This window comes from Shewanella morhuae, assembly GCF_900156405.1.
Taxonomy (GTDB): Bacteria; Pseudomonadota; Gammaproteobacteria; order Enterobacterales; family Shewanellaceae; genus Shewanella; species Shewanella morhuae.
The window spans coordinates 14,509-28,119 of sequence record NZ_FTNN01000017.1 but is presented as its reverse complement, the minus strand read 5'-3'; the positions used below and the strand labels follow the sequence as shown (position 1 = coordinate 28,119).

10 protein-coding genes, 4 tRNA genes and 1 pseudogene are annotated in these 13,611 nt (G+C 43.1%); 11 read left to right on the top strand and 4 right to left on the bottom strand.

Annotation, left to right across the window (positions count from 1 at the left end; all coding sequences use genetic code 11):
• Window positions 1–9 precede the first annotated feature (9 nt).
• Window positions 10–1,608, top strand: a complete 1,599-nt coding sequence (locus tag BW947_RS16335; protein WP_076501513.1) for a dihydrolipoyllysine-residue acetyltransferase — start codon at window positions 10–12, stop codon at window positions 1,606–1,608.
• Window positions 1,609–1,740: 132 nt separating this feature from the next.
• Entirely contained in the window at window positions 1,741–2,808 is a 1,068-nt protein-coding gene (gene nadA / locus BW947_RS16330) for a quinolinate synthase NadA (RefSeq protein ID WP_076501511.1), read from the top strand.
• 158 nt (window positions 2,809–2,966) lie between these two features.
• On the opposite strand, the gene gap is transcribed toward nadA, so the two are convergent.
• Both gap and BW947_RS16320 read right to left on the bottom strand, forming a co-directional pair.
• A complete protein-coding gene (gene gap, locus BW947_RS16325; protein WP_076501509.1) occupies window positions 2,967–3,977 on the bottom strand; it encodes a type I glyceraldehyde-3-phosphate dehydrogenase in 1,011 nt (336 codons plus the stop codon).
• 204 nt (window positions 3,978–4,181) lie between these two features.
• Complete coding sequence (locus BW947_RS16320) at window positions 4,182–5,072, bottom strand: DUF2989 domain-containing protein (protein WP_076501507.1); 891 nt, start codon at window positions 5,070–5,072, stop codon at window positions 4,182–4,184.
• A gap of 204 nt (window positions 5,073–5,276) precedes the next feature.
• Here BW947_RS16320 and BW947_RS16310 point away from each other — a divergent pair, with 204 nt between their 5' ends.
• From BW947_RS16310 to BW947_RS16285, 6 genes are all read left to right on the top strand, one after another.
• Window positions 5,277–6,710 carry a glyceraldehyde-3-phosphate dehydrogenase gene (locus BW947_RS16310; protein ID WP_076501503.1) on the top strand — a complete coding sequence of 478 codons (1,434 nt, stop codon included), beginning with the start codon at window positions 5,277–5,279 and terminating at the stop codon, window positions 6,708–6,710.
• Window positions 6,711–7,082: 372 nt separating this feature from the next.
• Window positions 7,083–7,158: transfer RNA gene (locus BW947_RS16305), tRNA-Gly, on the top strand.
• A 42-nt stretch (window positions 7,159–7,200) separates the two neighbouring features.
• A tRNA-Gly gene (locus BW947_RS16300) sits at window positions 7,201–7,276 on the top strand.
• Window positions 7,277–7,300: 24 nt separating this feature from the next.
• A tRNA-Cys gene (locus tag BW947_RS16295) sits at window positions 7,301–7,374 on the top strand.
• Window positions 7,375–7,421: 47 nt separating this feature from the next.
• A tRNA-Leu gene (locus BW947_RS16290) sits at window positions 7,422–7,507 on the top strand.
• Window positions 7,508–7,862: 355 nt separating this feature from the next.
• The gene (locus BW947_RS16285; protein ID WP_076501501.1) at window positions 7,863–9,056 is read left to right on the top strand and encodes an amino acid aminotransferase; all 1,194 of its coding nucleotides are present in this window, start codon (window positions 7,863–7,865) and stop codon (window positions 9,054–9,056) included.
• Window positions 9,057–9,138: 82 nt separating this feature from the next.
• On the opposite strand, the gene BW947_RS16280 is transcribed toward BW947_RS16285, so the two are convergent.
• On the bottom strand, window positions 9,139–10,062 hold the full coding sequence (locus BW947_RS16280; RefSeq protein ID WP_076501499.1) for a YvcK family protein: 924 nt from the start codon (window positions 10,060–10,062) through the stop codon (window positions 9,139–9,141).
• Between the two features lie 307 nt (window positions 10,063–10,369).
• On the opposite strand from BW947_RS16280, the gene BW947_RS16275 reads away from it, so the two are divergent.
• The 3 genes and pseudogenes from BW947_RS16275 to BW947_RS18475 form a co-directional block, all read left to right on the top strand.
• Complete coding sequence (locus BW947_RS16275) at window positions 10,370–11,182, top strand: glucosaminidase domain-containing protein (protein WP_076501497.1); 813 nt, start codon at window positions 10,370–10,372, stop codon at window positions 11,180–11,182.
• Window positions 11,175–11,798, top strand: coding sequence for a DUF2987 domain-containing protein (locus BW947_RS16270; protein ID WP_076501495.1), 624 nt, complete (start codon window positions 11,175–11,177; stop codon window positions 11,796–11,798). The genes BW947_RS16275 and BW947_RS16270 overlap by 8 nt, the downstream gene beginning before the upstream one ends.
• Window positions 11,799–11,957: 159 nt before the next feature.
• Window positions 11,958–12,425, top strand: a pseudogene (locus BW947_RS18475) (transposase); the annotation flags it as partial.
• Window positions 12,426–12,608: 183 nt separating this feature from the next.
• On the opposite strand, the gene ttcA reads toward BW947_RS18475, so the two are convergent.
• The gene (gene ttcA, locus BW947_RS16260) at window positions 12,609–13,580 is read right to left on the bottom strand and encodes a tRNA 2-thiocytidine(32) synthetase TtcA (RefSeq protein WP_076501625.1); all 972 of its coding nucleotides are present in this window, start codon (window positions 13,578–13,580) and stop codon (window positions 12,609–12,611) included.
• Window positions 13,581–13,611: the final 31 nt, after the last annotated feature.

Sequence of the window (13,611 nt, the reverse complement as noted above, 5' to 3'; positions counted from 1 at the left end):
GAGTCCGGTATGATTAAAGATTTTATTTTGCCGGATATTGGCGAAGGTGTGGTTGAGTGTGAGTTGGTTGAATGGTTGGTTAAAGAAGGCGACACCGTCGTTGAAGACCAACCGATTGCCGATGTCATGACCGACAAAGCGCTAGTACAAATCCCTGCACCTTTTGCGGGTGTGGTCACTAAGCTCTATTACGCGAAAGGTGAGATTGCAAAAGTGCATGCGCCGCTCTATGCCGTACAAATTGAAGGCGCCGTTGAAATCGCAGATGAAGAGTCAGTTGCGGCTACTCAATCTACAGTGGCGCAAGTCGCGACAAAGGTTGCTGAGCCCGCTGGGAATGCATCCGTGAGCATTGAAGAGTTCTTACTGCCGGATATTGGCGAAGGTATTGTTGAATGTGAGTTAGTCGACTGGTTGGTGAGCGAAGGTGATATGGTTGAGGAAGATCAACTGATTGCCGACGTGATGACCGATAAAGCGCTAGTGCAAATTCCTGCCATAAAAGCGGGTAAAATTGCCAAACTGCATTATCGCAAAGGTCAGCTCGCTAAAGTGCATGCGCCTCTGTATGCCATTGAAGTTGAGGCCTACGCCTCAGCAGCGACCGATACTGTGGCTAACGCAGCATCAACAGCACAGGTTGCAAGTGCAGAACCCGCGCGTCAGGGGAAAGCCTTAGCTAGCCCTGCAGTTCGCCGGATGGCGCGTTCCCTAGATATCGATTTAAGCCGAGTATCTGGTACAGGAAAACACGGCCGTGTCTATAAGGAAGACATCACTCGCTTCCAGCAACAGGGCTCGAGCAATGCTGTTGCAGCTCCAAATGTGGCTCAGGTAAAAGAGGCGCCATCTCAAGCATCTCAAACCCAAGTTGCAGCTGCAGCGTCTGTAGTAACTCAACGCGTTGATACGGTTGAGCCTATTCGCGGCGTAAAAGCGGTGATGGCACGCATGATGGTGGAATCGGTGTCGAGTATTCCACACTTTACCTATTGCGAAGAGTTTGATTTAACAGACTTAGTCGCACTGCGTGAAAGCATGAAGGTCAAGTATTCGTCCGATGAAGTAAAGCTGACCATGATGCCATTCTTCATGAAGTCGATGTCATTAGCCTTAAGCCAGTTCCCTGTGATGAATAGCCAAGTCAATGCTGATTGCACTGAATTGACTTATAAGTCTCGTCACAACATCGGCATGGCGGTGGATTCTAAAGTCGGTCTTTTAGTGCCTAACATTAAAGATGTGCAGGATAAGAGTATTTTAGAAGTGGCGGCAGAAATTACCCGTCTGACCCAAGCAGCCCGCAGTGGCCGTGTGGCGCCGGCTGATCTAAAAGACGGCACGATTTCTATCTCTAACATTGGCGCCTTAGGTGGTACCGTTGCGACGCCTATCATCAATAAACCTGAGGTAGCGATTGTCGCCTTAGGTAAGTTGCAAACCTTGCCTCGCTTTAACGCGAAAGGGGAAGTCGAAGCCCGCCAGATTATGCAAGTGAGTTGGTCTGGCGATCATCGCGTTATCGATGGTGGCACTATCGCTCGCTTCTGTAATCTGTGGAAACAGTATCTTGAGCAGCCTCAAGAGATGTTATTAGCGATGCGTTAAGTGACTGGCACGCAGATTTGACACAAAAGGACGCTTTAAAGCGTCCTTTTTAATTTGCTTTGCATAAATGGGTTAATCTTTTGATCCCGATTACGTATAATTCGCGAACGTAGTTATCCTAATGGATGTGTTATGAGTCAGTTTATTCCCAGCATAGAAACTATTGATTACCCGTTTCCGCCTAAGCCTGTTCTTTTGTCTGATATTGAAAAGGCCGACTATAAGGCGCGTATCAAACAATTACTTATTGAAAAAGATGCTGTGCTGGTTGCCCACTATTACACCGATCCTGAAATCCAAGCTCTTGCCGAAGAGACCGGCGGCTGTGTTTCAGACTCCTTAGAAATGGCGCGTTTCGGCCGCGATCACCCCGCAAAAACGTTAATCGTTGCAGGGGTTAAGTTTATGGGCGAAACCGCCAAGATTTTAAGCCCAGAAAAAACTATTTTAATGCCGACCTTAGAGGCCACGTGCTCGTTGGACTTAGGGTGTCCTATTGATAAGTTCAGCGCTTTTTGCGACGCGCACCCAGATCATACCGTGGTGGTTTACGCCAATACTTCGGCCGCGGTTAAAGCGCGCGCCGATTGGGTGGTCACATCAAGTATTGCCCTTGAAATCGTTGAGCACTTAGACAGCGAAGGCAAAAAAATCATTTGGGGACCCGACCGTCATTTAGGCAGTTACATTGCCAAACAAACGGGCGCGCAAATGTTGATGTGGCAGGGCGATTGTATCGTTCACGATGAGTTTAAATCTAACGCGCTGCGTGACATGAAAAGTGTGTACCCCGATGCGGCTATCCTTGTGCACCCTGAGTCGCCCGCCAGTGTCGTGGCCATGGCTGATGCTGTCGGTTCGACCAGTCAGCTTATTAAAGCAGCTCAAACCATGCCGAATAAGCATTTTATCGTGGCAACCGATCGCGGTATTTTTTATAAAATGCAGCAAGCTGCGCCAGGTAAAATATTAATCGAAGCGCCAACCGGCGGAAACGGTGCAACCTGTAAGAGCTGCGCTCACTGTCCTTGGATGGCTATGAATGGTCTACAGGCGATTGAGGCATCACTTAGTGGCAGCGATAAAACACCCCATGAGATTTATGTGAATGAAGACTTAAGAATCAAAGCATTGATCCCGCTGACGCGCATGCTGGATTTTGCTAAAACACTGAATATGAAAGTCAAAGGTAATGCCTAAGCATCGTTAAATATGTTATTCAGGCTACTTCAGTTTGATAAATAATCCCTGCCATAGTGTGGGGATTTTTATTGAATCTAAAGCAATAAAAAGCCCCGCGAATGCGAGGCTTGATTGAGTAACGCGTTATCTAAAAAGCGAGATAATTTTGCGTTTAATTACTTGGCGTTCATCAGTGCAACTGCGTTATCTAACATGCGGTTACTGAATCCCCACTCGTTATCATACCAAGACATCACTTTAACTAAACGTCCGTTCACACGGGTTTGAGTGGCGTCAAAATTTGAAGAGAACGCATTGTGGTTAAAGTCGATAGACACTAATGGCTCTTTGTTCACCGCTAACACTTCGCTCAATGGCGCAATGCTGGCTGCGCGTTCGATAATAGCATTCACTTCTTCAACCGTAGTGTCACGGGCCGCGATGAAAGATAAATCTACCAGTGATACGTTAATGGTAGGAACACGAACCGCTAAACCGTCAAATTTACCTTGTAACTCAGGTACAACTAAACCAACTGCCGCTGCGGCACCTGTTTTAGTTGGGATCATCGACACTGCTGCTGCACGGGCACGACGTAAATCTGTGTGATACACGTCAGATAAACGTTGATCGTTAGTATAGGCGTGAATAGTCGTCATCAAACCTGATTCAATACCAATCTCGTCATTTAGCGGCTTAGCAAAAGGCGCTAAACAGTTAGTAGTACAAGAAGCATTTGAAATAACAGTCATATCTGAGGTCAGTACGTTGTTGTTCACACCGTAAACAACAGTCGCATCGACGTTTTTACCTGGAGCAGAAATAATTACTTTCTTCGCTCCAGCCGTTAAATGTGGCTGCACGGTTTCTTTAGATGTGAAAATACCCGTACATTCAAAAACTACGTCAACTTGCAATTCAGCCCAAGGCAGTTTTGCTGGATCACGTTCTTGGAAGGTGAGGATCTTATCGCCGTTCACATAAATAGCTTCATCATCATGGTCAACCTTGGCATTAAAACGACCATGAACAGAATCGTATTTAGTCAAGTGAGCGTTGATTGAAGCATCGCCTAAATCATTAATAGCGACAATCTTGATTGGATAAGCTTTTTCGCTTTCGTACAAGGCGCGTAAAACGTTTCTACCGATACGGCCATAGCCATTTATTGCTACACGGATAGTCATCTCATATCCCTCTGGTGATTATAAAATTCAATTAGTAGTAAAATTACCAAACTGACAGCTATCGTCAAGTTAAATCGGTTTTTTACGGCGATATTACGTAACAAATTAAGATTTATTATACATTGATCGCGTAATTGCTATTTTTTACGCATTAACTGAGTAAAAAATTACAAGATGGCAAGCGTCTGCCATCTTAGTTTGTATCTATTTTTCGTCAGAGTGTACGGGTAAGGGGGATGAGTTTGTTTTGGTCGCTACGGGTTGAGACTCAAGCCATGTTTTGACCAAACTTAATGGATAACTGTCATTTTTTAGAGAATCGATAAGCGTTTGTGCCTTCAGATCTAACTCTGCTGCGAGTAACTTATCACCACCGAGTAAGGCTATCATCTTTTGCTCTGAATACTTCTGCTGCGTAAGTAGTAAATTTGCTTTCGTTAACATATAGGCTTTATCCAATTGCTGTGTTTGCCGATAAGTCGAAGCGAGTCCAAGTAACCAGTTGACATCAAAATCATCAAATGGGATTTCTGCAAACACTTTAAGATAGAGTTGCTGAGCTTTTATAGCATTACGATTGCTGTAGTAGGTTGCCACTTGTGCAAGCAAAAACGGATCAGTTATCTCACCGGTATTTTCCAGTGCTAAAAAACGAGCTAACGCGTCAGTATCACCAAAACGTGTCCATTGATAGTAAGACATAAAAGGATCTTGGCGTTCACGGGTTTGTTCTTGTAATAAACTTAGATTTTGATTGCTTAACCTGAAGGCTCTGGCTCGGTCTGCAGTGCGTTCCGTGTGGATGATATGCTGTACACCTGATGCCAGTTCGATACAACGACTATAGTCCTCAAGGTTAGTTAATTGTATGTAGAGTTGTTTCCCTGTGGTTACTTCGCTGTCTTTTAGTGCGTAACGATTTTGGATAATTTTAGTTTTTTCAGCTAAACACCAACTATCCTTGTGCAAATCGGCACAAATTTCAGGATTATTTTTACAAATAGACTGGATGTTTCGACCATTATCACAACCGATAAGACCCAAAAAGCTCATCCCTAGGCTAAATGATGTAATTATTACTAAATTTCGTCTCAAAATAGGCTCCGGATGGTGATTTTATCTAATAAAATTACAGATTTACAGAAAACATCTTGCTGGAAACAACGCGCGACTTTCATTACAATGGCGCCGACCAAAACAGGGTTTTCCCTAAAACCCGCATTAGATTATTGGTCTTTTCGTCATGTTACTCAAACCTTTCAGTACATTTTATTGAAAAGTGAGATAAAGGATCTGTAAATGAGCGCTGATAAACACCTACAAAGTTGGCAAGAACGTTTTGAAATGGCAGAGGCAATGCAACCTTTGTTAGGCAAGTTATACCGTAATCAGGGCGTTGAAGTCGTGGTTTATGGTAAACCTTTACTCAATGCTTCTACGATTGAAATCATTAAAGCGCACCGTTTAGTCCGTCGCCATGTTGGTGAAAAATTACGTTTACGTGAGAGTTTTCCTTTTGTTCAAGCGCTGAGCAAGCTTGCGGTTAAACAATGTAAAGTCGATATCGGTAAGCTAGCTGTAAATTACTGGCGCGATCATACCGATGTTAGTGAAATTGAAAGTTATATGGCAAAAGAATTGGCCGATGCCATTGACCATGCGGATGATGTTGCGCCGCGTGATGTCGTGCTTTATGGCTTTGGCCGTATTGGGCGTTTATTAGCGCGCTTGCTAATTGAGCGCACAGGTCGCAGCAACAAGCTAAGATTACGCGCTATCGTGTTACGTGGCGGTAAAAAGGGCGATTTAGAGAAGCGTGCCAGTTTACTACGTCGAGACTCTGTCCATGGTCCCTTCAATGGCTCTGTAGAAGTTGACGAAGATAACAATGCTATCATCGCTAATGGTACGTATATTCAAGTGATCTATGCAAATTCACCGGATGAAGTGGATTACACTAAATATGATATCAGTGATGCATTAATCGTTGATAATACAGGTATTTGGAAAGATGAAGCAGGTTTGGGTTTACATCTTAAAAGCCCTGGTGCCAGCAAAGTATTACTGACAGCTCCTGCAAAAGGCGCAATCAAAAATATTGTTTACGGTGTTAACGAAGGCGATATTACCGCAGAAGATATTATCGTTTCTGCTGCAAGTTGTACTACTAACGCGATTACGCCGGTGCTAAAAGCCGTTAACGATAAGTATGGTATTGAGAATGGTCACGTTGAGACAATTCACTCTTATACCAACGATCAAAACTTGATTGATAACTATCATACTGCCGACCGTCGTGGTCGTAGTGCTCCATTAAACATGGTGATCACGGAAACCGGCGCTGCGAAAGCCGTTGCTAAAGCACTACCTGTGTTAGCAGGAAAGTTAACCGGTAATGCGATTCGTGTACCCACACCGAACGTCTCTATGGCCATCATCAGCATGAATTTAAATGCAGAGACCAGTAAAGACGAGCTTAACGAGTACCTGAAAGATACGGCGTTGCAATCACCACTACAAAATCAAATTGATTACACCGACTCAACCGAGATTGTGTCGAGTGATTTAGTTGGTTCTCGCTACGCGGGTGTGGTTGATTCGCAAGCGACCATCGCAGAAGGTAAGCGTGCCATTCTTTATGTATGGTACGACAACGAGTTTGGCTACAGCTGCCAAGTGGTGGGCGTAATGCAAACTATGCTGGGTTTAACGACACTGTCATTACCTGCGTAAGCCTTTTGAAACATTAAGAGCTTTAGCTGCTTGTCAAATAAGCGTCCAGTAAAATGGGCGCTTTTGTTTTTCTCTATTTCGCATTTTATTGTTCTTGCAGTAATCATTCCATGAACCACTGCTTATCTGTCGAGTTTTATCATAAGCAGTATTGGCATGGGTATCGGTAAAAAATCTCTAAAATGAATCCTTAAATGGATTAATGAATCATCAGTTTAGTGACGTTGTGGCGGTTTATTGGACAAACGATGCGGCTTAGATCATTTTTTAAAAATTGTTGATTGACTCTGGGGTCCAAATCGGTAGAATGCCAATCCGCAGTCAAGGGAAAGCGTGCCTAGCATAGGTTCCACTGATGTAGCGCAGTAATAGGCGACATTAGCTCAGTTGGTAGAGCGATACCTTGCCAAGGTATAGGTCATCGGTTCGAACCCGATATGTCGCTCCAAATTAAAACTTAGTGATTTACCAAATCATTAATACAGATTCTGCGACATTAGCTCAGTTGGTAGAGCGATACCTTGCCAAGGTATAGGTCATCGGTTCGAACCCGATATGTCGCTCCAAATTTTAATGAATTTGGTGATTTTGGCGCGATGGCAGAATGGCTATGCTGCGGATTGCAAATCCGCCGATCTCGGTTCGACTCCGGGTCGCGCCTCCAAAATAAAGCGTTAATGACATGATTCCCGTTGTTAATGTAAAGAGTTTGCCCGAGTGGTGGAATCGGTAGACACAAGGGATTTAAAATCCCTCGCTGAATAAGCGTGCCAGTTCAAGTCTGGCCTCGGGTACCAAAACAAATAAGCCCTGACATTAGTCAGGGCTTTTTTGTTTTAGATTTTTTTAGCGTATTTATCCAATATTTCCTCAGCACTATTTGTAGTTTTGTGGCAGTGCTGATGTCTAGTTTCTTTTATCCTAATAACAAACCGAAAAATAAAAGTGTAGTCTAGATACTGTAAATGCATTTTTTTAAAAAAATAGGCTTTTTGTTTACAATTAATCAATAATAATCAAATTATATTGATTAATCTTTGATAAAATATGCATTTCAATAGTAAGCGGCTTTTGGGTCTATTACACCTGATAAGACAGTGGTATAAATAACTCGAAATTTTCCCTACACGTGAACATTTAGGATAAGTAGTCATGATTTTCTCTGAAGTTGTACTTGCACCCGCCGATCCAATTCTTGGTTTAACCGATACATTTAAAGCTGATCCTCGCCAGAATAAAGTAAACCTTGGTGTGGGTATTTATAAGAATGAGGCCGGTCAGACTCCTGTACTTGCATCAGTGAAAAAAGCAGAAGCTATATTACTTGAGCAAGAGAAGACTAAAAATTACTTAGGCATTGAAGGCGTGCAAGCCTATAACCACGCAGTGCAATCGCTGTTATTTGGTGAAGGCAGTGAGTTTATATCTTCTGGCCGCGCAGCCACTGCACAAGCTCCTGGTGGTACTGGTGCACTACGCATTGCTGCCGAATTTTTACTGCGTAATACAGATTCACACACTATTTGGGTTAGTAATCCAACCTGGGCGAACCACCAAAATATTTTTGAAACGGCAGGCTTAGCGGTAAAAGAGTACGGCTATTATCAAGCCGATGCCCATGATATTGATTTCGATACCATGATGACAGATCTGTCTAGCGCGAATGTAGGCGATATCGTGCTATTACATGGTTGCTGCCATAACCCAACGGGTATCGACTTGACCTTAGCGCAATGGGAACTCGTAGCCCAACTGTGTGCCGATAAGAAACTGGTACCACTGTTTGATTTTGCTTATCAAGGCTTTGGTGCAGGAATTGAAGAAGATGCAGCAGGTTTACGCTTAGTGGCTGCTAAGGTGCCTGAATTATTGATTGCTAATTCTTTTTCTAAAAACTTTGGTTTGTATAATGAGCGCATCGGTGCGGTGACTGTGGTCGCCGAAAATGCCGATGCCGCAGCGCGTGCCTTTAGCCAAGTTAAACGCACCATACGCGCTAACTATTCTAATCCTCCAGCCCATGGCGCGCTGATCGTCAGCACCATACTTGGTGATGCCGCACTTAAAGCAATGTGGGTGCAGGAAGTGACAGAAATGCGTGAGCGTATAGCTGAAATGCGTACGCTATTTGTTAATAGCTTGAAAGCAGAAGGCGTGACACAGGACTTTAGTTTTATTTCTCGCCAAAATGGTATGTTTAGTTTTTCGGGTTTAAACAAAGCCCAAGTTGCGCGTCTGAAAGATGAGTTTGGTGTTTACATTGTGGGTTCTGGCCGTATCAGCGTAGCTGGGATGACGAAGACCAATATGCCTGCGATCTGTAAAGCTATAGCGCAAGTATTATAAATACTTAACGGATTATAAGATAAAACTAAAGGACAGCATTGGCTGTCCTTTATTGTTTTTAGTTAATAATTCACTCTAAACGCTAACAGGCGAGAGGTTGTTGCGTGAACTCCTGTTTTATCCGCAGCAGGGCACTTAATGCATCCAATAGATTAGTCTGATCATGCAAATTAGGATTATGTCGATTTTTTAGCGGAAAGAAGTTAATCAACGAACCTAAACGTATTTTTTCACCATGGCATAGTACTTTACTGATCACCGGCTTGCCGATCACTTGATGGCACCAAGCAATGCGTTGTTCAATGCTAAATTGACCCGCTGGAGAGGTTTCTTCGGTGAGGTTATCAATAAAAATAACTTGCGCCTTTGTTGCGGCTAAGCTTTTGGCGAACTTAGGTAGCAATAGTGGAGGCATGATGCTGGTTAAAAAGCTTCCTGGGCCTAAAATAATTAACTCGGCATTACGTACAGCCTCACAGGCCTCAAAGGTCGCATCAACTTGGGGCTCAAGGCACAACGCTATAGGCGCCTCATCCATGCTGTCGACATTTGTCTCACCAAACACTTTACTACCCGAGGCTCGAAGGGCAACTAAATGAGTAGGTTGCTCAGACATAGGAATCAGCTGAGTCTCTATCTTGAGCAAGTTACGAATAAGATTCACCGCCTCAAGCGGGCGCACGCAGAGTTGATCTAATGCCAGTAGCATTAAATTTCCCAGATTATGACCACTGAGCTCGGTTTGCCCCTGAAAACGGTATTCAAAAAGCTGTGAGCCGACTGATGGGCGATAAGCGAGATGGGACAAACAATTACGTAGGTCGCCCCATGCAATACAATCTTGTTCAGCTCGAAGCCTGCCTGTAGAACCGCCATTATCTGTGGTAGCAACAATACCAGTGAGGCGATTGCCTAAAAAATCGAGTGAAGATAATACGCGACCTAAACCATGGCCTCCGCCGATAGCGACGACATGTTTAAATTGATTTAACATCAAATACTGCATCTGGGTTTATCCTTCCTGAATACCCGAGAAAATCATTTTCATCCTTAAAGTCTGTGTTAAGCGCGATGATAGATGATCAAATATTGTCATACATAATGGCAATTGCGGAACCTTAGAATAAAAGCTCAATCAAAGATTACACTGAAAAGTGGCGAGCGCGGGTCGTTCAACTGACAGATGTGATTTACGGTGGGTATTGTACCCGAATTTATTGATGTGATTTGAGGCAAATTTCGTTAAATCTAACAAATAGCTTATAATCCGCACTTTATTTTGCCTGAGAAGGCGTAAAACCAAAGGTGAACTATTGAAAATAGGTAGAATTGGTTCGTTTACATTGGCATTAGCCATGGTCATCGTCGCTATTTTTTCATTAAGAGTGTGGATTATTCCAACGATTAATGATGCACCTTCTGTTGCGACTCGATTAGTTAACGCGGTCGATCCTGTTACTCAAGTTCCTGACTTTTCAACGGTCAACGATATTGTTGAAAAAAAGAAAGCCTTTTTTGATTTTTTACGTCCCATTGTGCAACAGCAAAATGCGATTATTTCGATGGAACGTGACTTTATCAATGAGGTACTCGACTTAATCGATAACGGCAAGAGTTTATCTGAAACTCAACGTGGATTACTTAATGAGTTATTTGATAAGTATCAATATGCAGCACGAAATACAGATACTAAATCTTTAAATAGTTTATTAAAACGTGTTGATATCGTACCCGAATCTATGGTGTTAATCCAAGCGGCAAACGAGTCCGGTTGGGGCAGTTCTCGTTTTGCAAAAGAAGGATTTAATTTTTTTGGTGAATGGTGTTTTTCGTCAGGCTGCGGCATAGTGCCATCCTCGCGAGGCTCAGGTAAGTCGCATGAAGTTAAGGTTTTTGTTTCAGTGGATGAATCAGTGGCCTCCTATATGCGTAACCTTAATTCTAACACCGCCTATGCTTTATTCCGCTCAATTCGTGCCGATTTACGCTCACAGGAGCTAGAGCTGAAGGCTGAACAATTGATTTACGGTTTAGTGAATTATTCAGAAAGGCAAGATGCTTATATTGATGAGCTTCTAGATATGTTACGTCATAATGAAAAGTATTTGGTGAATGTCGATGTATAAAAAATGGTGGTTAGGTTGTTTTTGTTTATTGGCAGCGAGTACCCATGCTGAGACTATATCCCTTGAATATAAAGCTTTTTATGATAGATTGAAGCAAGTTAATAAAGGTAACTACCAACTTGTTGAAGTTGCTTTTAGCGTCCCTAAACAACAAAACTGTTTGATTGAAAATGGGACTATTTCCAATGAAAAAACTTCAACGCCATTGACCTATACTGATGCTCAAAGGTTATTTATTCCATTGGATGATGATTTGAAGAATGAGCGAACCTTAGTGAATCTTAACTTTGCTGGTAGCGCAGCAGGGTGTGCTATCGCAATGCAAGTTAGAGCTAAACAGACGTTAACGCAATACGACCGTCATCGTTTACAGCAAATCAATACTGAAATGGATGCACTACTGGGTACCATGCAAGGTTTTCCAATGCGTTATTTTAGGGATCCAATAGCAGGATTAAACTTTGAATTTTCACCCGATCAACCAGTGGTAGTTTATATTGATAACCGTGAACAAGAGATTACAGGTAGCTTTAAATTAGCGGCGAGTGAGCTAGACAACATCACATCATTACGTTTTAGTGTGTCACCATCAGTGTTGAGCCCTTGGATTCAATAAATATTCTTTCAAAGTTAGACGTCATCGCTAAAACTGATGTGAATAAAAAAGTCCTCAAGTGAGTAATGCCGAACAGTTAAGATAGATTGCTTGCCGAGCTCGCTGAAAAGATCAAAATCCGATGACCTCTTGTCATCGGATTTTTTTATGCAACTCTCACATACCTGGCACGCCAGAGCAGAACACCCTCATTGGCGCAGTCTTAACTTGTATGGTGTCGACGGTGTTGTGTGGCGGACACCCGATAGTGTCCAGAATCGAGCCGCCTATGCGCGAATCGCAAACGCTTCAGGTGACGCGGCTTATCCGCAAATCAGCATGGTTTGTTTAATGGAATTAAGCAGCCATTTGTTGGTCAACAGCGCCTTTGATTCGGTTGTCGAAAATGAAATGAACTTGGCGCTTGGGCTCATTCCTAGCATTTCCAATCACAGTCTAGCTCTCTCTGACCGAGGGTTTTACTCGCTCGGCCCTCTGCGCGCTTGGCAACAAGTGCAACCTGATAGCCACTGGTTGTTGCCACTGAAGAAAAGTACTTAATATGGAGTGGTTCGAACGCTGGGTAAGTATGGCCAGCTGGTAAGGCTAAGCACCACGCCTCAAGCCAGAAAGAAATGGCCGGCAATTTAAGTTGGATGGTAAATGGGAAAGAGCTTATCCAAGAGTGCTTAAAATGGGCAAAAACAAGTATCCAATTAGACCAAATAAAAATGCCGTTCACACTTAAATGAACAGCATTACACTCATAGTGGACTTTTTAATTTATTGATTTGTAAGCTTGCTCATAGCGATGACTTATTTGGAGATTCGTTAGGCCTTATAGGTTTGCACAATATCGATACGTTTTACGGTATCTACATTTATATGCCCATTGTCAACAATATCAAGAAAGTCAAAAGCGGGTAAATTAGCCTCAGCGGCAATATCAGCACGTTGAGGGGCATCTGGATCGCGTTTTAGCGAGACAAAATCAAATTGCTCACGATCAACACCTTGTGAGGGGGCTGTATTTTGCATGGCCGTAAAAATGGTTTCAATACGACCAGGATACTGTCTATCCCATTGGTTAAGCATATCTTTGACTGCTACACGCTTTAAGTTTGTCTGTGAACCACATAAGTTACATGGGATGATCGGGAACTCTTTTAAGTTGGCATATTCTTCAAGATCTTTCTCTCGGCAATAAGCCATAGGACGGATCACTACATTAGCCCCATCATCAGACAGTAATTTAGCTGGCATCGCTTTCATCTTGCCACCAAAAAACATATTCAAGAACAAGGTCTCAATAATATCGTCCCTGTGGTGACCTAGGGCGATTTTAGTTGCACCGATGCGCTGGGCAAAACTATAAAGCGTACCGCGGCGCAGGCGGGAGCACAGTGAACAGGTGGTTTTACCTTCTGGAATTTTGTCTTTTACTATCGAGTAGGTATCTTTTTCGAGTATGTGGTAAGGCACGTTGAGTTTATCTAAATAAGCGGGTAACACATGCTCGGGGAAACCAGGTTGTTTCTGATCTAAGTTGACCGCGATAATTTCAAACTGAATTGGCGCACGTTGCTGTAAATTCATCAAAATATCGAGCATCGCATAGCTGTCTTTACCGCCACTGAGGCAGCACATGATCTTATCGCCATCTTCAATCATATTGTAATCGGCGATAGCACTACCGACTTCACGGCGTAAGCGTTTTTGTAATTTAATAAGGCGAGAGGTATTTTTTTTTGATGATTCTTCAGACATCGGATGTGCCGTAATTTCAGACATAGCTTCAGACATAATTTCAGACATAAAAAACGCCCAGTAACGT